At 45.6% G+C, this 21,874-nt stretch carries 18 protein-coding genes and 3 tRNA genes; 15 read left to right on the forward strand and 6 right to left on the reverse strand.

Translation table 11 applies throughout. The features are described from left to right. Positions 1-175 precede the first annotated feature (175 nt). Complete coding sequence (locus KO531_RS09880) at positions 176-1,750, forward strand: PAS domain-containing methyl-accepting chemotaxis protein (protein WP_219251044.1); 1,575 nt, start codon at positions 176-178, stop codon at positions 1,748-1,750. An 85-nt stretch (positions 1,751-1,835) separates the two neighbouring features. Here KO531_RS09880 and KO531_RS09885 read toward each other — a convergent pair whose 3' ends face one another. Continuing rightward, positions 1,836-2,771, reverse strand: a complete 936-nt coding sequence (locus tag KO531_RS09885; RefSeq protein ID WP_219251045.1) for a D-2-hydroxyacid dehydrogenase — start codon at positions 2,769-2,771, stop codon at positions 1,836-1,838. A gap of 92 nt (positions 2,772-2,863) precedes the next feature. Between KO531_RS09885 and KO531_RS09890 the strand changes: the two genes are divergently transcribed. After that, positions 2,864-3,199: a DUF3392 domain-containing protein gene (locus KO531_RS09890; RefSeq protein ID WP_113939153.1), complete on the forward strand. Its 336-nt coding sequence runs from the start codon at positions 2,864-2,866 to the stop codon at positions 3,197-3,199. A 20-nt stretch (positions 3,200-3,219) separates the two neighbouring features. Here KO531_RS09890 and KO531_RS09895 read toward each other — a convergent pair whose 3' ends face one another. From KO531_RS09895 to rsgA, 5 genes are all read right to left on the reverse strand, one after another. Then, positions 3,220-3,942, reverse strand: a complete 723-nt coding sequence (locus KO531_RS09895; RefSeq protein WP_219251046.1) for a glycerophosphodiester phosphodiesterase family protein — start codon at positions 3,940-3,942, stop codon at positions 3,220-3,222. A gap of 14 nt (positions 3,943-3,956) precedes the next feature. Continuing rightward, positions 3,957-7,160 carry a mechanosensitive ion channel domain-containing protein gene (locus KO531_RS09900; protein ID WP_105253001.1) on the reverse strand — a complete coding sequence of 1,068 codons (3,204 nt, stop codon included), beginning with the start codon at positions 7,158-7,160 and terminating at the stop codon, positions 3,957-3,959. Positions 7,161-7,228: 68 nt separating this feature from the next. Beyond that, complete coding sequence (locus KO531_RS09905; RefSeq protein ID WP_219251047.1) at positions 7,229-8,110, reverse strand: DMT family transporter; 882 nt, start codon at positions 8,108-8,110, stop codon at positions 7,229-7,231. 6 nt (positions 8,111-8,116) lie between these two features. Next, on the reverse strand, positions 8,117-8,995 hold the full coding sequence (gene asd / locus KO531_RS09910) for an archaetidylserine decarboxylase (protein WP_219251048.1): 879 nt from the start codon (positions 8,993-8,995) through the stop codon (positions 8,117-8,119). Positions 8,996-9,057: 62 nt separating this feature from the next. Beyond that, on the reverse strand, positions 9,058-10,122 hold the full coding sequence (gene rsgA / locus KO531_RS09915; protein WP_105250279.1) for a small ribosomal subunit biogenesis GTPase RsgA: 1,065 nt from the start codon (positions 10,120-10,122) through the stop codon (positions 9,058-9,060). A 112-nt stretch (positions 10,123-10,234) separates the two neighbouring features. Between rsgA and orn the strand changes: the two genes are divergently transcribed. The 13 genes from orn (at position 10,235) to hflK (ending at position 21,874) form a co-directional block, all read left to right on the forward strand. Beyond that, a complete protein-coding gene (gene orn, locus KO531_RS09920; RefSeq protein WP_131523968.1) occupies positions 10,235-10,780 on the forward strand; it encodes an oligoribonuclease in 546 nt (181 codons plus the stop codon). Between the two features lie 270 nt (positions 10,781-11,050). After that, positions 11,051-11,126, forward strand: a tRNA-Gly gene (locus KO531_RS09925). A 42-nt stretch (positions 11,127-11,168) separates the two neighbouring features. Continuing rightward, a tRNA-Gly gene (locus KO531_RS09930) sits at positions 11,169-11,244 on the forward strand. A 42-nt stretch (positions 11,245-11,286) separates the two neighbouring features. Next, positions 11,287-11,362 (forward strand) — tRNA-Gly (locus KO531_RS09935). Between the two features lie 557 nt (positions 11,363-11,919). Further along, positions 11,920-12,375 carry a hypothetical protein gene (locus tag KO531_RS09940; RefSeq protein ID WP_028761762.1) on the forward strand — a complete coding sequence of 152 codons (456 nt, stop codon included), beginning with the start codon at positions 11,920-11,922 and terminating at the stop codon, positions 12,373-12,375. A 268-nt stretch (positions 12,376-12,643) separates the two neighbouring features. Then, on the forward strand, positions 12,644-14,128 hold the full coding sequence (locus tag KO531_RS09945) for an NAD(P)H-hydrate dehydratase (protein ID WP_219251049.1): 1,485 nt from the start codon (positions 12,644-12,646) through the stop codon (positions 14,126-14,128). 103 nt (positions 14,129-14,231) lie between these two features. After that, positions 14,232-14,690, forward strand: coding sequence for a tRNA (adenosine(37)-N6)-threonylcarbamoyltransferase complex ATPase subunit type 1 TsaE (gene tsaE / locus KO531_RS09950; RefSeq protein ID WP_028761764.1), 459 nt, complete (start codon positions 14,232-14,234; stop codon positions 14,688-14,690). 8 nt (positions 14,691-14,698) lie between these two features. Continuing rightward, on the forward strand, positions 14,699-16,156 hold the full coding sequence (locus KO531_RS09955) for an N-acetylmuramoyl-L-alanine amidase (protein WP_219251050.1): 1,458 nt from the start codon (positions 14,699-14,701) through the stop codon (positions 16,154-16,156). Positions 16,157-16,166: 10 nt separating this feature from the next. Continuing rightward, on the forward strand, positions 16,167-18,083 hold the full coding sequence (gene mutL, locus KO531_RS09960) for a DNA mismatch repair endonuclease MutL (protein ID WP_219251051.1): 1,917 nt from the start codon (positions 16,167-16,169) through the stop codon (positions 18,081-18,083). Then, positions 18,076-19,002, forward strand: coding sequence for a tRNA (adenosine(37)-N6)-dimethylallyltransferase MiaA (gene miaA / locus KO531_RS09965; protein ID WP_219251052.1), 927 nt, complete (start codon positions 18,076-18,078; stop codon positions 19,000-19,002). The genes mutL and miaA overlap by 8 nt, the downstream gene beginning before the upstream one ends. Before the next feature lie 92 nt (positions 19,003-19,094). Beyond that, positions 19,095-19,367, forward strand: a complete 273-nt coding sequence (gene hfq / locus KO531_RS09970; protein WP_006084207.1) for an RNA chaperone Hfq — start codon at positions 19,095-19,097, stop codon at positions 19,365-19,367. 23 nt (positions 19,368-19,390) lie between these two features. Then, complete coding sequence (gene hflX / locus KO531_RS09975; protein ID WP_028761769.1) at positions 19,391-20,698, forward strand: ribosome rescue GTPase HflX; 1,308 nt, start codon at positions 19,391-19,393, stop codon at positions 20,696-20,698. A 36-nt stretch (positions 20,699-20,734) separates the two neighbouring features. Next, complete coding sequence (gene hflK / locus KO531_RS09980; RefSeq protein WP_028761770.1) at positions 20,735-21,874, forward strand: FtsH protease activity modulator HflK; 1,140 nt, start codon at positions 20,735-20,737, stop codon at positions 21,872-21,874.

Genomic DNA, 21,874 nt, shown 5'->3' on the forward strand with positions numbered 1-21,874 from the left:
AACGTTTTTGTTACATGGCGCACGTTTTATCGTCTATGCTAGGTGTGTTTTAGCACTAAAAAGCTAGGCAGTTTTAGAAGTAGGTTTAGGAATACAGAGTCAGGGTGATGATGCCTCACGGATGGATAACTCATGGATGAATAACGAAGAATTAATCAAAGATCCATAAGGTTTCATGAGAACTAATCTACCAGTTACACAGCGAGAATATGATTATCCAGCGGATTGGATTTTATTGTCGACCACGGATACTCAAAGTCATATCACTTACGCCAATCAATCTTTCTGTACCGTTGCCGGTTACGACCTCGATGCCATGCTAGGCAAGCCCCACAACATGGTGCGTCATCCAGATATGCCTCCGCAAGCGTTTGAAGATCTGTGGCGATGTATCAAAAAAGGCGAGCCTTGGAAAGGGATAGTGAAAAACCGCTGCGCCAATGGCGATCACTATTGGGTCGATGCCTATGTCTCACCGATTTCAGTTAATGGCAAAGTCGTCGAGTTTCAATCTGTACGCACTAAACCCACACGCGATCAGGTTAAGCGTGCAGAAATAGCCTATGCGGAGTTGAACAAAAAGGGCAGCGTCAGTGCGTTAAAACGTACCTTGGATATGCCAGTTAAATTGCTGTTACTCGCATTGGTTGCCATGCTACCTATGTTTTACCTTGCTCTGCAAATTGGCTTAATGGGCTTTATTGCCCTAGCGATAAGCATCTTAGTATTGCTGGTGGGCGGTAATCTGGTGCTGAGTCGTTATTACGCGATAGTGGCTAAGGCAAAGCATATCTACGATAACCCCTTGATGGCGCATATTTACAGTGGAAGCTCTGATGATCTTGGCGCGATTGATTTGGCGCTTCAAATGCAGACCTCTGAGCTTAAGTCGATTCTGGGGCGTGCATCGGATTCCTGTTATAACGTGTCAGAACAAGCCAAAATATCTGCCGCCAAGGGCAAACAAATCCAGAGCACCAGTCAGGCTCAACTGTCTGAAATAGAACAAGTTGCTACGGCGATGCAGGAAATGACCGCCACATTAGGCGATATGTCCTCCAATTGTGCCGATGCGGCGAGTGCCACGCAAATGGCATCCGCTGAAACTATCAATGGTGATAAAACTGTGTCGAGTACTATTCGCTCGATTCAAGCTATGGCGGAGCAACTGCAACAAACCTCAAAAGTGATTACTGAGTTAGAAGCCCACAGTAAAGATATTGGCACAGTGCTCGATGTGATTCAGAGTATTGCGGGGCAGACGAATTTGCTGGCATTGAATGCAGCAATTGAAGCGGCTCGAGCGGGTGAGCAAGGTCGTGGCTTCGCTGTCGTTGCCGATGAAGTACGGGCGCTGGCACAGCGTACTCACGATGCCACCAAAGAAATCCACAGTATGATTAATCTGTTGCAGCAGGGGACGAATAAAGCTGTTATCAGCATGCAGCAAGGAGTGGTTGCCGCTTCCGAATGTATTTCAACGGCGGATTTAGCGGGTACGGCATTACGTACGATTCGTGAGGCCATTTCGACCATTACCGATATGACGCACCATATTGCCAGCGCGGTTGAAGAGCAATCGAGTGTGGCAAATGAGATGAATCGCAGCGTGGTGAATGTGTCGCAATTTACCCATTCTAGTCATCAACTCGGCAGTGAAATGGTCGGCTTGAATGACGAAGTGACCCGCGAGATGGATTCTCACTCGGTATTGGTCGATCAATTCTTAAAGCGCAGTTTTAGGGTTTAACTGCCTAAAATTTAAGATAAAAAGGCAATAGTCTGATTATTGCCTTTTCTTTTACTGATTTCTAACTCAATTTCTTATCTCTGATCTAATAACCTTTACTAAAGTCGACTCGATTCTGCAGTGGTTTACCCATGATGTAGCGGCGATAGTTTTGGCTAAATATATCGACGATTTGTGCGGGATGGCTTGGCGCTGAAATATGTGGTGTGATAATGGCATTTCCCCGCTCCCAAATGGGATGGTTATTGGGCAAAGGTTCTTGAGCAAAAACATCGAGAATCGCTTGTTGAGCAGGTTTAGCGATAAGCTGGATATTGAGCGCATCGAGATCGAGTGCATCACCGCGGCCGACGTTAAACAGCACTGAATCATCTTTTAGTCTGCCTAAGGTTTCAGCGTTAAGCAGGTTCTGGGTTGCCGGAGTGCTGGGCAGTAAATTGACCACCACATCGGCTTGCATCAACGTCTGGCCCAAATTGACCATCACTTCAATGGCATCAAAACCTTCTACTGCATCACCACTGCTATTAATACCTGTAACATGCATGCCAAAGTGTTTTGCCGTCTTCGCTAAATGCTGGGCTATTGACCCTGTGCCAAGCAAGAGCAATCGCATGCCCTGTAAACTTGAGTGGCGCTGCTGGGGTTGAATCAGCCACTGTTTTTGTCCTTGTTGCTGGCGATAAAAACGATGGCCGCGGATATGCGCGAGTAAATAGCCGAATAGATACTCGCTCATCAGCGGGCCGAAAATGCCTTTAATATTGGTGAGTTGATAGTCTTTTCTGCCCCTTGGACTCATCAGGGCATCTATGCCAGCAAAGTTTGATTGTAACCATTGCAGATTTTTAGCATGGGGTAATAGGGGCGCGGCGAGTTTAGGTTCGGCTAACCAAATATCTGCATCAATTATGCTCGCAGGATTATCGTCGAGTAACGTTAAATCTGGGAGACTCTGCGCCTCAATCAAGTCGCGGTACTGTTGATTTGCCTTTGTTAGCAAGAGTAACTTGTGCCCCATGGCGTCTCCCTTTATGCTTGGTTATTGTTATTTTTCAATACGCTGTCGCGGCCACTCAGATGGATTGCGCTGCATATTTTTAGGTTAAGTCTATGTTTGATCAATTAGTCGCCATTATTGCCCAGTTAGGTAATATGCTTCGCCCTTGGGCCTTCGATATTGCTACCGCTATGGTGGTGTGTCTTATTTTGGTTTTTTCAGCGGATGTAAATCGTATCTTAAGGCGTCATTTGTTGGGGCATTCTTTTGTGCTGCGAACATTTGTTTTTATTATTGTGAATGCCTTTGGCTATGGCCTATTAATCGTGAAAGCCACGCCTTGGGTGGCAAGACACATAGTGGCTATGCCATCCCATTGGATGTTTCTGTTAATTGTGGCCATGTTTATTTTTATCGGTTATTGGGCTCAGCGAAATAGCCAAGCTTAATATCGTTATTATTTTTGCCGCTACTCAAAGTAGCCAGAGTAATCGGCCATTGCCTTTTGGGTTAAGGCTTGCATGGCGCGATCGGGGTAATTGCTGAACACGCCATCGACGCCTATCTGCTTAAGCGCATGAATATCATCAATATGATCGACAGTATAAACATAAACCTTGGCACCTCGGTTATGGGCGTCGTCTACTAGTGCTTGGCTGATAAAACTCACATCTAAATGCAATGAATAGGCATTCAGTTCGCTTACCACGCCAGCCCCATCGAGTGGAATACTGGCAAGCAGCGGTGCGACTAAAGCATCCGGCAACGCCTGTTTAAGTTCATGTAGATAGGGGTGATTAAAGGAAGAGATCAGTAACTGCTCCTTGGTAAACCCAAGCTGACTCATAGCCTTTGGGTATAAGTCGATTAACGGCGTGACGGTATTAATGCCTTTTAACTCTATATTGACTATGCAGCGCCCCGCAATCAGCTCAAGTACTTGCCATAGCGTCGGAATGGATTCACCTTTCACATTGATGCTTGCTAGATAGTCCTTGCTCACTAAGTGAATGACGCCCGTGCCCGAGCTTTTATTATCAAGCCTTCGGTCGTGAAACACGACTAACTCACCTTCGACATTATGTACATCGAGTTCGACGGCTTGCGCACCCAATTCTAACGCTTTAGCCATGGCGGCTAAGGTATTTTCGGCCTGATAACCGCTGGCGCCGCGGTGAGCAAAAATAAGCATGGTCTGCGATCCTATTAGCTTCTAATAATGCCTTGTTGCTCGCGATTTTGACCATTCTTAATATGGATTTCCATCTGCGGGTAGGCGAGTTCGAGATTGTTTTCTTTGAGTTTTTTAGTCACTCGTTTATGTAAATCATGGCGCAGTGGCCAGCGTGCAGACATATCTTTCGCATAGGCGCGCACTTCATAATCTTGGGTATGTTTACCAAAACCGGCAAACCAGACCTCAGGTTCTGGGCTGGCAAGTGCATCTTCACACTCTTGCACCGCTTGATACAGGGTCGCTTCAACTTTGGCAGGGTCTGAATCCCGCGCCACCGACACATAAACAATGACCCGAGTAATAGGATCTGACAAGGACCAGTTGATCAGCTGCTCTGTGATAAAGGCCTTGTTCGGGATGATAATTTCCTTTCTATCCCAGTCAATAATGGTGGTCGCCCGAATTTGGATTTTACTGACTGTCCCTGTTAAATCACGAATTGTCACTGTGTCACCAATCCGCACGGGTTTCTCAAACAAAATGATCAAACCTGAGATAAAGTTGGCGAAAATTTCTTGCAAACCAAAACCTAAACCGAGAGACAGTGCGGCAATCAGCCATTGCAACTTAGACCATTCCATCCCGAGATTAGAGAAGCCGATTAATAGGCCGAGGAAAACCACCAGATAACGACTGACGGTTGTGATCGCAAAACCTGTCCCGGGCGAGAGATCAAGCCTTTGCAGGATCATTAGCTCAAGTAGGCCGGGTAAATTGGTGGCAATCATTAACGAGAAACCCACCACTATCAGCCCAAACATCAGTGATTTCATGGTAATGGGCAATTGTTGCTCTAAGCCATTCACACTGGTATTGGTTGTCCACAGCGTAATGCCATCGAGGAAAGAAAACAGCGCCGTATGGGTTTGAGTCCACAGACCAATCAAACTGGCTAAAAAGGCCAATAACAAGAGTGAACGCACTAGGCCAAGGGATTGGCTCGAAATGGTTTCGAGATCGACTACGGGTTCTTCGTAGGTATCGAGTCCATCGACGGAAGGGTGATGTGTTTCGCCTTTTTCCCTTTGTGCTAAGCGCTCTGCACGTTTTGCCTTCGCGCGATCGAAGGCAATACGGCGGCGTTCGATTAACATCCATCGTTTGATCAATTGGTATAAGAGCAAGAAACCCAGACCCAGCACGATAGATAATTGCAGTTGTAACAGCATTTGGAAAGCGGTGAAGTAGTAACCCCTAAAGGCTAACACCGCGCTTAAAAGCGGCACAGAAATCAGCAAGGTCCAGAGCATTTTCTGAATGAGTTTTTTGTTTTTACCGTCTTTTTTTGCATCTGAGTTTTTACGGCTCAGGATTAAAATATCTTTGTATAACAAGAATAAAACGATACAGAAAATAATGAATGCGCCGCGGCCTATGCTATTACGCACCAGTGATGTGTCGAGCACTTCGGTAAAGCCCATCAGACCCAATAATGGGCTAGCAATCAGCACAAAGTGTCTGAGCCGTGATTGTCCCGCTTGGATGAGTTTTGAGGGGCGTTTGAAATGGCCCACGAGTACGCCTTTGTCGAGTGTCAGAATAAAAATAAAGCGATATAAGAGATACACTAAACCAATCGCCAGTATGCCCATACCCACTGCTTGCACAAAATTGCGATCGGAATGATAGAAAATCAATCCCGCCATGATCACTGGGAAAGGTTTTATCAACGCATAGCTGATACTGCAGGCGAGCGCTTTGAGAGTGTAAATGAATTTATCTTGGGTCACATTGCCCACATAAGTAGTGTAATGATTTAGCAAGCGATTGAATTTAGGAGTGATCAAGTCTTGTACGACTAAACACAGTACCAGCAATATGATCCACCAAGACCAATAATCGTTTTGTTCATCCCAGGCTTTTCCCAGTTCATCCCACTGTGCTTGTTGCACAAGCCAAACCGTGCTGCGCTCAAGATCCGTAAGCCATAACTTACTGATACTTGCAGCGTTAGGCACCCAGAATAAATGTTCGTTAAGGGTATTTTTGAGGGTGAGATTCTGTTGACTCAGTTGTTGGTAATTGACCTTCAGCTTGCCTAATTCACTCAAGTATTGGTCATAGCTTTGCATCAACTGCGAGATCAAACTCTGTTGCGAGTGTAAGAGCTTAATCTGCTGCTCATTGTATAAGCCGGGTTGTTCTAATTCTTGCTCATTGAGGGCTTGTTGCTGCTCTAAATGGTATCTGTCTAAGCGCGCATCGGCGATCAGCGTTTGCAGTTTTTCGTGATTCGGTGGTTTAGGCAGTGATTGCAACATCTGCAAAAAGCGCTCACCAAAGGCGGAGTTCATTTTGACCCAAGTGATCTGCTCTTGGATGTTTGCCAGTTGTTTGGCTTGGGATTGATATTGGGTTTCAGCCTGTTCCTGCTGTTCGACCACATTATTGATCTGCAAAGTTAACGTTTGCAGCTTTTGGCCGTAAATCTGGTTAGTGTCGGCAATATTACGGGTGATAGGATCGATGACTTTTTCGGTATTAACTAAGTTTTTGGCTAGGGTGGCATCCGTTTGTTGCTGACGTTGTTTATTGATTGCCTTGTTGATGGTTTCGATCAAGGCTTCTTGCTGCACCAGTTGTTGGCGGACTAGCTGTAATTGTAATTGCGTCAGTTCAATGCGTTTTTGGCTGCTGGCAAGTTCTGCTTCATCGGTGGCAAGGCTTTGTTCAAAGAAGAGTCGTTGAGTTTGCTGTAACTCTCCCGTAGGGGTATCTAGCGGGGCGAGTTCTGCTTTTTTGTTTTGGGCGACAGTTTGCCTCGCGCTGGCGATAACGGTAGGTAAGTCATTGTGACGTAGCAATAAATCGTTAACTTGCCGGCCAAGGGTGGATTCGCTTTCTTTAAGTTCAGACAAGCGAATATAGGCCATGGAAGCCTGCTGGCTGAGGTCAGTACCTTTTTCTAGTGATAAAGGCTTATAGGCGTCTTTCAGTGCTTGGTTAGTGCGCTTCTTATGTTGCTCAAAATCAATCTGCGCTTGTTGGAAACTGGCTGCGTTGGCGGCGAGTTTTTCTATGTTAATTTTTAGTTCGTTAATTTGTTCGTCAATGCTGAGATTTTGTTGCTGATCTTGCTTGTTCATGCCAAGACGTTTGTCCAACTGCAAAGGCGAATTGGCAAGTGCGGAAAATGTGAAAAAAGCAATAATGAACAATAAAATACGTGGCATATAGGCTAAAGACATTTAGGGGCGAAAGACGCTCCATATTAGCCAAATTGCGTTGAGATTGGTATGTTTCAGGCGTTCTTTTTTCGCCGCTGTGATTGGTGCGATTGATGGGTTTCGAAGATGGCGGTAGCGACTATGATAGTGCCACCAATTAAGGTGTTGAGATTGAGCTCTTCACCTAAAATGATCAGCGCTAACATGGCGCCATAAAAGGGTTGTAAGCAAGAGACTAGCCCAACCGTTTTGGCGCTGAGTTGCCTCAGCGCAGAAGTAAATAGCGCATGTGGCGCTGCGGTAAAGACGACGCCGAGTAAAATAATTAATCCCCACACTTCTAATGAGATACTGCCCAGTTCCGTTTGGTGCCACGGCATCAAGAACACCACGGCGACCAAGGTTTGATAGAACATGGCATGGGGGCCGCTGTACTGGGAAAAGTAGCGTTTGTGCAATAAGTTACGGGTGGTGAACAAGATGGCGGACACTATGCCGATGGCAATGCCCAGCGTAGTGTCGTTACCTAAATTGGCCTCAGGGATCAGTAATATCACCCCAATCAGCACTAATACACCGCTGATCATATCGTGTAATTTTATCTTATTACCTGTCAGCAACGGCTCGGCAATCACTGTCATCACCGGATAGGTGAAAAACGCAATCATGCCAATGGCGACCGACGATAATTGCATGGCCGCAAAATAAGTCACCCAATGCAGGCTGACGATAACCCCAAGCCCGATTGCGACTAGATAATCTTGTTTGCTTGCCAGCGTTAAACGTTTGCGGCTGAATTTGACTAGCAAACCTAACACTGTGGCTGCGACGATACAGCGTAGAAAGGTGATGTCGAGGGCACTGAGCGGGATTAATTTAGAAAACAAAGCTGTGCCGCCAAATAGCAGCACAGCCAGATGCAATTCAATTAATCCCGAAGGTTTAGCAGAACTCAAGAAAGCTTAATCCGCTTGCTTAACGTCTTTCAGGTTAGCGAAGGCTTGTCCCATACGAGTCACTGCTTCGGCTTCAACACCTTCAGCAAATGTCGCGATAGCATTTTTAGCAAACAACATCACCACAGTACTGCCTAACTTGAAGCGACCCATTTCCTCACCTTTGTCTAAGGTGATGGCATCTGGGCCTTGGGGTGGATATTCCCAAGTGAAGACTTGCTTACCTGTCGGCGGCGTGACTGTGCCTGCCCAGACGGTTTCAATACTGGCAACAATCGTTGCGCCAACCAATACCATGGCCAATGGACCTAATTCGGTTTCAAAAATCGCCACAACGCGTTCGTTACGGGCAAATAGACCGGGTACGTGTCTCGCCGTTAACGGATTCACCGAAAACAGTTCGCCAGGTACATAGGTCATTTTTGATAACGTGCCTTTAATCGGCATGTGGATACGGTGATAGTCTTTAGGCGCCAGATAGATAGTCGCAAAATCACCGCCTTCGAAGCGTTTAGCATCTTCGGCTTGATCGCCAAGCAAAGTTAACGAGGAATAGTGATGACCCTTAGCTTGGAAGATGCGACCGTTTTTGATGGGGCCTAACTGACTTACCGCACCATCGACGGGATGTACCATGATATCGGCGTCCATGTCTAACGGACGAATACCGGGTTTAAGGGCGCGGGTAAAAAAGGCATTAAAGCTTTTATAGGCTTCAGGCTCACTCTGCGCCGCTTCGCTCATGTCGATTTTATATTGTTTGATAAACCACTTAATGGCGGCAGTGGTTAAGGCGCCAGCTTCGGCTGCAGCGAGTTTACCCACTAAACGAGATAACAAGTGTTTTGGCAGCATGTACTGCAGCGCTATTTTGACTTTATCCAATTTCAATTCCTTTTCTTACTGCTCAATCTTTGCTGAGACTGTTGTTATTTATCAATAAGTCGTTATTCGTCAGTGGCCGCGCGGAAATGGCGGGCATGACGTTGTTCATCTAAGCTGGCGATAATTTTATGGTAATTATTAAAGCGATCTGCGCTGATCTTACCTTGGCTCAGGGCTTCTTGCAGTGCACAGCCGGGATCGTCACCGTGTTTACAATCGCGGAATTTACACGCGCCAAGATACTCGCGAAACTCGATAAAACACCAGCCGACACGTTGTGCCGGAAGATGCCATAGGGCGAATTCGCGCACGCCCGGAGAGTCGATTAAATCGCCGCCACTAGGCAAGTGCAACAGCTTAGCAGTGGTAGTAGTGTGTTGACCTAAACCTGAGTTATCGGAAACATCGCCGATAATAAGCTCTGCATCGGGTAGTAATGCATTGATGATCGATGATTTACCCACACCAGATTGGCCGGCAAACACGCTGACTTTATCTTTGAGTATGCCTTTGATGGTATCGATACCATCACCGAGCTTGCTGCTGACCTTATAAACCGGATAGCCAATGTCTTTGTAGCGCTGTAGCGCTTCGTCGATTGCCTGCGCTTCATCGGGATTGAGCAAGTCAATTTTATTCAAAATGATGATAGGCGGAATATCGGTATCTTCGGCAGCCACTAAATAACGGTCGATGATCTGGGTGGTAAAGCTGGGTAATACCGAGGAGACAATCAAAATCTGGTCGATATTCGAGGCGATGATTTTCACGCCATCGTATAAATCTGGGCGTGTAAGTGATGAGCGACGTGGATGAACGGCTTCAACAATACCTGCGATGCCGCTATTGGCTTGGCTCTCAATGGCTAAGCGTACGATCACTTTATCGCCAGTCACTAAACTTGTGACGGCACGGCGAATATTACAGCGCACAATTTGGCCGCTTTCAGTTTCTATGTCGGCATGTTGGCCAAAACGTGAAATCACAGTACCGGGCTGTTCTTGCCCCAATGAACTATCCTGTAACTCTGGCGTATTTTTATCGCCACTATCACGATTGAGTCGCTTCTCGTGATTAGCGCGCATACGGCGTAATTGACCTTGGCTTAGGGGTTTCTTTTTACTCACTGATTCGTCTTCGTCAATTAGGTGATTTTTTGTGTTGGAAAAAAGCAGTATGATACACGCTCTTGAATAAAAAAGCCTGAATTTAGGCTAACTGACATGATAAGGCTGATTTATGACGGCAGATGTAAATAATCTCATTTGGATCGATTTGGAAATGACAGGGTTAGAGCCCGACGTCGACAGGATCATTGAAATTGCCACTTTAGTGACAGATCAAGAACTCAATATTATCGGTCAAGGTCCGGTTATCGCGATTCATCAGTCAGATGATGTGCTGGCCGCTATGGATGATTGGAATCAAAAGCACCATGGTGAGTCAGGGTTGATTGATCGCGTTCGTGCTAGCCAAGAAACCGAAGCGCAAGCCGTGGCTAAGACGATTGCCTTCTTAGAACAGTATGTTCCTAAGGGCGCCTCTCCAATGTGTGGTAACAGCATTGGTCAAGATAGACGCTTTTTAAATCGTTATATGCGCGAGCTGGAAGATTATTTCCACTACCGCAATGTGGATGTCAGTACGATTAAAGAGCTAGTGAAGCGTTGGAGCCCAGAAACTATGGACGGTTTTAAGAAGCAAAATACTCACCAAGCCCTGCAGGATATCCAAGAGTCGATCGCTGAATTGCAGTATTATCGCAGCAAAGTATTTAAAATTTGACCGATCAGTAGATAAATATGCAAGAAGGGGTTGCAGCCGCATGAATTTTTCATATAATGCGGCCTCAACTTTTTGATGCGAACAGAGATGTGCGGTTATTTAGATTGAATGCGACATTAGCTCAGTTGATAAAGGTTGATAGGCGATACCTTTGTTAATGTTGAAGGCAAGTGTAGCAGCGATACAAAAGGCGACATTAGCTCAGTTGATAAAGATTGATAGACGATACCTTTGTTAATGTTGAAGGCAAATGTAGCAGCGATGCAAAAAGCGACATTAGCTCAGTTGGTAGAGCGATACCTTGCCAAGGTATAGGTCATCGGTTCGAACCCGATATGTCGCTCCAAATTAAAATTTAGTGATTTGCCAAATCATTAATACAGATTATGCGACATTAGCTCAGTTGGTAGAGCGATACCTTGCCAAGGTATAGGTCATCGGTTCGAACCCGATATGTCGCTCCAAATTAAAACTTAGTGATTTACCAAATCATTAATACAGATTATGCGACATTAGCTCAGTTGGTAGAGCGATACCTTGCCAAGGTATAGGTCATCGGTTCGAACCCGATATGTCGCTCCAATTTCCTAAATATTCCACTATCAGATTACTCAATTGACATTAGCTCAGTTGTGATTTTTGATATGGCGATACCTTTGTGATTGTTAAATTTAGTCAAGGTATAGGTCATCGGTTCGAACTGCTCTTGATCAAAATTATGTCGCTCCAATTTCGTTCCATTTCCTTATTATTTATTTAACTTTCAATTGGTTAAGTTCATAATGTCGCTGTACTTCTCACATAATTCCCTCAATTGGCTCATCTATATTTGTCTTGATTCACTGCCATCTACCTCAAGCACTCTATCTCAGATTCACCATGCACAACCAAAGACTTACGAATACCCTTTGGGAAAAGTACGTTGAGATCTCTTTTGGCTTTTCTCTTTTATACAAAACAGTGTGATAGGATTTAGATGCGTGATCTATAGCGTGTTTCTTCAAGTTTTCCTAAATTAGATAGCTGCGTGAAAGTTAAATTATGACCTTGTTCAAATATTCGTAACGCTTTTACTCACATAATGGAATTAGACAAAATTAATAGCGCCAAGTAGTTGGCCTGACAATGGAGTGCATTATATGCGTATTCAACAATTACGTGATCTACTCGAGTATGTGGCAAATTGCCGCTTAGATATGGCGCAACTCTATGGCCGACTCAATAATCAAGCTGACTCGGCTCGTGTGAAAATGATGTTGGAGTATTTTGAATCACACCAAAAAACCATGGCAGAAAAACTGCGTGATTATATGGATGAAGCACCACATCGTATTCTTGATACTTGGTATAAAGACTTCACTTTTGAAGACTTTACTAAGCGTTGCCAAGATACTATGTTGCCCGCAAACATGAATGAAGATGATGTGCTCAACTTACATTTAGACCTAGAGAATCGTCTGATTGGTTTGTTAGAAAAAACAGTTAACTCAACCACGGCGGAAGATGCGCGCAATGCGTTAGCCAATTTGATCCGAGTAGAGAAAACTCAGCAGCAACGTCTAGTCCATAGTACGATTCGGATGGACGATATCTAAACCGTCATTTCTTCTTGATTCTCAAAGCCAGCCCAGCGCTGGCTTTGGTTTTTATGTCGACTTTGTATCGGCAACTTTTACTCTACTTTGCTCCATTTGGGCGGGTTTCTGCGCCTGAACTGATTTACGTCATAATTTCTCGCTGCTTTTTTTGCTACTTTCTTGATCTATTGGCTGATTTTTATTGGCCTTGCTCAATTCTGCCAAGACTTCTATGGTGAGATTACTCATTGTGAAATGGAGTCATTGGTGTCTAAGGAGATCCTTCATGGCACAAGATCTATCGCAATTTCCCAAAGCTCTATACACCCAAACACAAGTTCGCGAAGCTGAACTGAGTGCAGTGTCTCAGGGAGTATCTAGTCTCTATGAATTGGTCGAGCATGCTGGCGCGGCGGCTTTTGAGTGTTTAGCGAAACATAGCTCCAAAGTCTTACCTGTGTTAATCCTTGCTGGCAGCGGTAACAATGGTGCCGATGCTTTAGTGTGCGCCCGTCTAGCCCGTGCCAGTGGTATGGACGTTTCTGTGATGATGACGTCAGCGGCAGGCACGCCTGAGTGTCAGCAAGCATTGACCCATTATCTTGCTGAAGGTGGAAAATTACTGCCGTTAGAGGTTGAACCTATTCTCGCAGCGAAAATCATAGTCGATGGTCTGTTAGGTACGGGGGTACATGATGCTGTACGCGACGATATGGCTAAATATATCCGTGCCATCAATGACAATTCGGCTTGGGTATTGAGCCTTGATTTACCCTCTGGAGTCATTGCCGATACAGGCGCCGTAGCAGGCATTGCTGTGATGGCGGATATCACCTTATGTTTTGGTGGTTTAAAGCAAGGTGTGTTAACGGGTAAGGCGCGGCATTACTGTGGCGAGCTTGAATTTGCAGATTTAGGATTAACGCCTTTCTTTGCTGAAGTGAGCGCACAAAGAGTAGGAAGAGAGACTCTTAAGGACTATTTTGCCGCCCGAGCACGGGATAGCCATAAAGGCCAATCGGGCAAAGTCACTGTCATCGGCGGTGATATAGGCATGGCTGGGGCTGTGAGACTGGCAAGTGAGGCTTGCTTACGTGCAGGCGCGGGATTAGTCACTGTGATCAGTCGACTTGAGCATCAACTGACGGTGAATGTCTCCCGTCCTGAACTGATGTTTTGGGGTTGTGATTTAGTCGATATGGAAGTGTATCTGCGTCTTGGTTGGGCGCAGGTTATCGTGCTTGGCCCTGGTTTAGGTAAGCATGACTGGGGGTATAACTTGTTTAAAGCCGTGGGCTTGAGCGATAAGCCTTGTGTTTTAGATGCCGATGCGTTGAATCTGCTCAGTAACGAACCAAGGCGCCAAACGAATTGGGTATTAACACCACATCCGGGTGAGGCGGCGCGTTTACTTGGTTGTACCGTGGTCGATATTGAACAGGACAGATTTGCCGCTGTTCGCGCGATACAGCAAAAGTACGGCGGTGTTGTATTGCTAAAGGGCGCAGGAACGGTCATTTTTGATGGTCAGCAAATGGTAGTGGCACCAGTCGGCAACCCTGGGCTTGCCAGTGGTGGGTGTGGCGATGTGTTATCTGGTATTATAGGCGCGCTCATGGCTCAGGGAATGGATAATATGCAGGCAACTGTGCTTGGCGTAGTCGTACATGGTTGCGCCGCTGATCTTGCGGCAATACAGGGAGAACGGGGTATGTTAGCGAGCGATTTAATGCCTTTTATTCGCCAATTAGTGAATAGTGATTTACTCTAGGCGGAATGTGAGACTTAAGCGGGGCTGGACTTTGTTATGTGCCCCTGTGCCTTTTTAGGATTGAGTCGCTTCTCCATCAATAACAGCAGTGATATAAGCGGATATGACAGAGTTAACTTTTTTCTTAGACAACGAAGACGACACTATTGCGGTTGGGCAAAAATTAGCCCGCCATGTCCAAGCGCCTTTGACTCTGTATCTTACGGGTGATTTAGGAGCCGGTAAAACGACGCTGAGTCGTGGCTTAATTCAGGGATTGGGCCATAAAGGTGCCGTTAAAAGCCCGACTTACACTTTAGTTGAACCTTATGAGTTAGAAGGTGTCGAAGTTTATCATTTTGATTTGTATCGTTTAAACGATCCAGAAGAACTCGAGTTTATGGGGATCCGTGATTACTTTACGGATAAGAGTCTGTGCATTGTTGAATGGCCAGATAAGGGAGAGGGTTTACTGCCCGCTGCCGATGTCCATATGCATTTAAGTTATCAAAATAGTGGGCGAGAAATACGCATAGAGGCCTTGTCTGAGCCAGGTGAAAAGTTATTAAAAGCGATAAAATAAAAACTAAAATGATAAAAAATAACCCGTATTTTCAAATTATTATTCTTTCTTTATGTTCTTTTTTCTCTGTGGCGGCCCATGCTGCTAATCAGTTAGAAAGCGTACGTATTTGGGCCGCGCCTGAGTCAACTCGAATCGTGTTTGACTTGAGTGGAGTGCCTGATTACACCTATTTCTCTTTAGATGGCCCTAATCGTTTAGTTGTGGATTTAAAAAAGACTACTGCTAAAGTTGTGCTTAAAAATCTTGAAAACAACAGTAAGTTAGTTAAGGGCGTGCGGATTAGTAAGTCACCCACTAAAGGTGATTTGCGCTTAGTGATCGATCTCGTAAAACCATTGAATGCAAGCTTGTTTTCTTTGCCTGTTACTGCGCCCTATGGCAATCGTTTAGTGGTTGATTTAGAAGATAAAACGTTAACTACGGCAACGGCTATCGTGTCATCTACACCCGTCAAAACTGTCACCCAAGCGGCGCAATCATCCCGCGATATTGTCATTGCTATTGATGCGGGTCATGGTGGCGACGATCCTGGCTCCATTGGTCCTTCTGGTGTTTATGAAAAAAAGGTCGCCCTAGAAATCGCCAGACGTGTTTCCAGCAAAATCAATGACACGCCAGGCATGCGTGCTGTGATGATCCGTACTGGTGATTATTTTGTGAATTTAAATAAACGCTCTGAACTGGCGCGCAACAGTAAGGCAGATCTGCTGATTTCTATCCATGCTGATGCCTTTACCTCGCCCAATCCACGTGGCGCCTCCGTATGGGTGCTATCAATGCGTCGTGCTAATAGTGAAATTGGTCGTTGGTTAGAGCAAAAAGAGAAGCATTCTGAGTTGCTGGGCGGCGCGGGTGAGATTATCCAAAACACGGATAATGAACAGTATTTGGCTATGACGCTGCTCGATATGTCAATGAACAGTTCGATGGCAATTGGCCATTCTGTAGCGGGGGATATTTTAAAAGATTTAGGTGGCGTGACTCAATTGCATAAAAGTCGCCCTGAGTCCGCGAGTTTAGCCGTGCTGAAGTCACCGGATATTCCTTCAATCTTGGTTGAAACGGGCTTTATTTCAAACCCTAAAGAAGAGCGTTTACTGTCGAGTAGTCGCCATCAAGAGAGCATTGCCAATGCTATTTATAAGGGGGTGAGCCGTTACTATCACAACAATCCGCCAGCGGATACTTTGCTTGCCCAAAGAAGGGGAGGAAGTTCTAGCAGTGCTAAGCCGGCCAAAACCACAGCAAAAGCATCAGCAGAAAGAACCTCAACAGAAAGAACACCTACAGCCTATGTTGGTGATGCGGTATCGACAAAGGTTAAACATAAGGTCCGTCGCGGAGAATCTTTATCTGCAATCGCGCAACGTTATAGTGTGCCTATGTCCAGCATCAAACAAGCGAATGGAATGAAGTCCGATGTGGTGCAGTTAGGGCAAACGTTAGTTATACCCCAGAGTTAAATAGGAAAGCATGATGGGCATTCAGATCCTGCCTCCGCAATTAGCCAACCAAATTGCGGCGGGGGAAGTGGTTGAGAGACCCGCTTCCGTAGTCAAAGAATTGGTCGAGAATAGCCTCGACGCAGGAGCGAGCCGAGTCGATATTGAAATCGACAAAGGCGGCAGCAAGCTGATTAAAATTCGCGATAACGGTTCTGGCATACCTAAAGATGAACTCGCGCTAGCCTTATCGCGCCATGCGACCTCAAAGCTACACACTTTAGATGATCTTGAAGCGATCCTTAGTTTTGGTTTCCGTGGTGAAGCGCTAGCCAGTATCAGCTCAGTCTCACGTTTAACTTTAACTTCACGCACGGCTGAGCAAACCGAAGCGTGGCAAGCCCATGCTGAAGGTGCCGACATGGCAGTTAAAGTGATGCCTGCCGCGCATCCAGTAGGTTCGACGATTGAAGTGGTGGATTTATTCTTTAATACACCGGCTCGCAGACGCTTTTTAAAGAGTGACAAAACCGAATTTACCCATATCGATGAATGGTTAAAGCGCATTGCATTAGTGCGTGGGGATATCCATTTCACGCTGACGCATAACGGTAAGATAGTACGTAATTATCGTCCCGCTGTGAATGAAGCCCAGTATTTACAACGTTTGACGCAAGTGTGTGGCCGTCCATTTGCCGAGCAAGCGCTTAAGATTGAATGCCAACACGATGATTTGCGCCTCAGTGGCTATTTGCAGTCACCTTGGTCACCGGTTATCAGCGATACCCATTACTTTTATGTCAATGGACGCCTTATCCGTGATCGCTTGGTCAATCATGCAGTGCGCCAAGCCTTTGCCCAAAAAGCAGAACTTGAGCAACCCGGCTACGTGCTGATGTTGGATATCGATCCCCACCAAGTGGATGTTAACGTGCATCCCGCTAAGCATGAGGTGCGATTCCATCAGAGTCGCTATGTGCATGATTATATTCTGCAAGCATTGCAATCGGCGCTGGAAGAAGCAGGAGAGCTCAACTTCGTTCACTCTAGTTCTTTGGATGAGGTTGAAGATGTGTTTGTGGATGCTTCAACAAGCGCAGCTGAAATAGCTGCTCCTTTTGCACTTGGCGCTGATTCAGCTCTAGTTAATGCGCAAACTGATACACTTGAGTCTGCTCAAGATTCAGTAGCCCCTGCCGTTCAAGTAAAGTCTGTAGGCGCAGGACGAGAAGGCGCCAGTTTTGGCTCTCAAACCAATGCTTTTGGCAGTATGACAATGCCAAGAGACAGCAGCCGTGGCAGTTATTCTGCAGGTGAATCTCGACAACGTACTGAATTACCGTCAAAGGCGGCAATAGCAAGTTATGGTGCTTTACTGCAAACCCCTTCTTACAGTGTAAAAGATCAAGATTATCAGTCTGTGTTACCTATGCCATCGATATTAGATGGGCAATATTGGGTGATGACGTCGGAAGATAAACTCAGTCTATTATCAATAAAATCAGTAGCATTGGCGACGCGATGCCAAGAGATTGAAGCTAAACTAGCGACGGGGTTAATTGGTCAGCCTTTATTGATGCCAGTGTCTGTCGCGGCTGATGCGGATTGGCAGGCTGTGCTCACTGAACACGACACGCTGATCCGCCAATTAGGTTTAGAACTAACAATTCGTTACCAGCAGTTGATTATTAAAAAAGTGCCCCCATATATCAGAGAGAGCCAGTTAGCCAAAGTGATCCCTGAGTGGCTACAATCGCTACGTTTTGAAACACCTGCGCCGAGCGCATTGGCATTTTGGTTGGCAAAACACAGTTTAACGGGATTCGTTTCGGCACCAGAAGTCTGGGCAGCATTTTCGCAGTTTGCTGAAGAGAAAAAACAGCTTATTGCCAACAAAGCGATATTCTTACCTTGGCAATCGTGGCTAGAAGAGCAAGCAAGTGAATAAAGAATTACAGCCTAAAGTGTTATTTTTGATGGGGCCAACGGCCTCAGGTAAGACAGCTTTAGCATTAGAATTGGCCGAAAAGCATAACTGTGAAATTATTTCGGTCGATTCGGCATTAATTTATCGTGGTATGGACATTGGCAGTGCCAAGCCTTCAGCAGACGAACTGGCTCGCGGGCCGCACAGATTAATTGATATTCGTGATCCCAGTGAAAGCTATTCGGCAGCCGACTTTAGAGCCGATGCAATAGCCCAGATAGAAGAGATTGTCAGCATGGGGAAAACGCCAGTATTAGTTGGCGGAACCATGATGTATTTCAAAGCGTTACTCGAAGGTTTGTCACCTTTGCCGAGTGCGGATGAGGCCATTAGAGCCGAGATCCAAGCGGAGGCGGATGAAAAGGGATGGGAAGCACTGCATGACCAATTAAGGGAGATAGATCCCGTGTCGGCAGAAAGAATTCATCCTAATGATCCACAAAGACTTTCAAGAGCGCTGGAAGTCTATAGAATAAGCGGCAAGAGCATGACTGAGTTGACTCAGACCAAGTCAGCCCCCTTGCCCTATGACGTAGTGCAGTTTGCTATTGCACCGCGCGAGCGCAAAGTGTTACATGACTTAATAGCGCAACGTTTTGCGCTTATGCTCAAACAGGGCTTTATTGAGGAAGTCACAAAGCTAAAAGCCCGTGGAGACTTGCATTTAGACTTGCCTTCAATGCGTTGTGTCGGTTATCGACAGTGCTGGCAATACCTAGATGGTGAGTTTGACTATGATACTATGGTCGAAAAAGCGGTTGCTGCTACTAGGCAATTGGCTAAGCGTCAATTAACATGGTTGCGGAGTTGGCCAGAGTTGAATTGGCTTGAAAGTGGTGCTGAGGGGAATTTAGTTATACTTATGCGTCAATGCCGCTAGCTTATTAGCCCTTGCTGTATAATACTAAAACTAAACAAAAAACTATCACTGATATCGATTTATTTTATATAAATTAAAAAGGAAATAATAAAATGGCTAAGGGGCAATCTTTACAAGACCCATTTTTGAACGCATTGCGTCGCGAGCGCGTTCCTGTATCAATTTACTTGGTTAACGGCATTAAACTCCAAGGACAGGTAGAGTCGTTTGATCAATTTGTCATTCTGTTGAAAAATACAGTGAGCCAAATGGTTTATAAACACGCTATTTCTACTGTCGTGCCAGCACGCCCATTCAACGTTACTGGTCACCAAAATGCCCAAGGCGGATATGGTGCTCAAGATGATGCGCCTAGTGGCGAATAAGTATTATCTGAGGAGTTTGCTTCTTGTTTGATCGTTATGAGGCGGGAGAAACTGCGGTTCTTGTCCATATCGACTTTTCCGATGAGGAACGCCGAGAAGATTTAGTCGAGCTGCAGCTATTAGTAGAATCAGCTGGGGCAAGATCAGTCGGGGTGATTACTGGAAGTCGACGTTCACCGGATCGCAAATTTTTTGTGGGTTCTGGTAAAGCCGAAGAGTTAGCTGCATTAGTGGCGGCGACTGAAGCCAATGTGGTGATTTTTAATCATGCATTGAGTCCAGCCCAAGAGCGTAATCTTGAGCAAGTGTGTCAGTGTCGAGTGCTCGACCGTACGACACTTATTCTCGATATTTTTGCCCAAAGAGCGCGAACTCACGAAGGTAAGTTACAGGTGGAGCTAGCGCAATTGCGCCATATGTCGACTCGCCTGATCCGTGGTTGGACGCATCTTGAAAGGCAAAAGGGCGGTATTGGTTTACGTGGTCCAGGGGAAACCCAGCTCGAAACCGATAGACGTTTGCTCAGAGGACGGATTAAAAATATCAACAAACGTTTAGAGCGAGTTGATAAGCAACGTGAACAGAGTCGACGTGCACGTAAGCGTAGTGATTTGTCGACAGTTTCACTAGTCGGCTACACTAACGCGGGTAAATCAACGCTGTTTAATGCCCTAACATCATCTGATGTTTATGCTGCAGATCAGCTATTTGCCACACTCGATCCTACGCTAAGAAAGTTAGATTTACCTGATGGTGCCGTGATATTAGCGGATACTGTAGGGTTCATTCGTCATTTGCCCCATGATCTCGTTGCTGCATTTAAGGCAACCTTACAAGAGACAAGGCAAGCTGAGTTATTACTACACATAGTTGATTGTGCAGATGAAAACATGGCGGATAATTTTGATCAGGTTCAATCTGTACTGAAAGACATCCAAGCCGATGAAGTCATGCAACTCGTGGTCTGTAACAAAATCGATTTACTCGAAGATGTGACGCCAAGAATTGAATATAACGACATAGGCAAACCCGTTCGAGTTTGGGTTTCAGCACAGAAGCGTTTAGGATTTGATTTGCTATTGAAAGCCATCACTGAGCTTATTGGTGAGGTGATTAAAGAGCTAACACTTAGAATTCCGGCAACTGCTGGACATTATCTTGGCCAGTTTTATCGACTGGATGCGATACAGCAGAAAGAGTACGACGATCTGGGGAACTGTATTTTGTCTGTTCGTTTATCGGACGCCGATTGGCGCCGATTAACAAAACAGAGTCAGGGTGAGTTAGAAACCTTCATCTTCGAAGATTCGATAGATGAAGCTGTTTGTTAATAATCTAATTTATTTCATCCACTTATGGAGTGCTAAATGGCTTGGAACGAGCCCGGTAACAAGGGTAATGATCCTTGGGGAAATAAAGGTGGTAACGACAAAGGACCACCGGACCTTGACGAGGTTTTTCGTAATCTTTCAAAGCGCTTTGGCGGCAAAGGAAATGGCTCAGGCCAGTCTTTTAGTTCGTTTAGCCTAATCATCATTCTTGCTGTTGCTGTAGTTGTTTGGGGACTTTCGGGTTTTTATACAATTAAAGAAGCTGAGCGTGGTGTGGCACTGCGATTTGGTAAACACGCTGGCGAAATTGGCCCTGGACTTCATTGGAAAGCCACATTTATCGACCAAATTTATCCCGTCGACATTCAATCGGTTCGCTCTATTCCTGCGTCTGGTAGCATGCTGACATCCGATGAAAACGTCGTGAAAGTTGAGCTTGATGTTCAGTATCGTATTTTAGATGCTTACTCATATCTATTTAGTGCCGTCGATGCGAACGCCAGTTTGCGTGAAGCGACTGACAGTGCACTGCGTTATGTCATTGGACATAACAAGATGGATGATATTCTGACTACGGGCCGTGATGCTATTCGTCGCGATACGTGGAAAGAGTTAGAGCGCATTCTTGAACCGTACAAATTGGGTCTTGCTGTTGTTGACGTTAACTTCTTACCGGCACGTCCGCCAGAAGAAGTGAAAGACGCCTTCGATGATGCGATTTCTGCCCAAGAAGATGAACAACGTTTTATTCGTGAAGCTGAAGCTTATGCCCGTGAAATTGAACCAAAAGCTCGTGGTGAAGTTGAACGTATGGCGCAACAAGCGAATGCTTACAAAGAGCGTGAAGTCTTAGAAGCTCGCGGTAAAGTGGCTCGTTTTGAGTTGTTATTACCAGAGTATCAAGCTGCGCCTGAAGTGACTCGTAAGCGTTTGTATCTTGATACAATGCAGCAAGTGATGACAGATACGAATAAAGTGCTGATTGATGCTAAGAACAACGGCAACTTAATGTACCTACCGCTAGATAAGTTAATTCAGCAGAAGCCTGCGACAAATGAGCTGGAAGCTAAGCCACAGCAAAATGTTAATTCTTCATCTGTATCAACGACTCGCGCGAATGAGCCTTTGAGTGGACGTCCATCCCGCGATGATCGTACTCGCCAAGGGAGGGAGTAA

Origin of the sequence: Shewanella sp. NKUCC06_TVS, assembly GCF_019345515.1 — a bacterium.
Classification (GTDB): domain Bacteria; phylum Pseudomonadota; class Gammaproteobacteria; order Enterobacterales; family Shewanellaceae; genus Shewanella; species Shewanella oncorhynchi.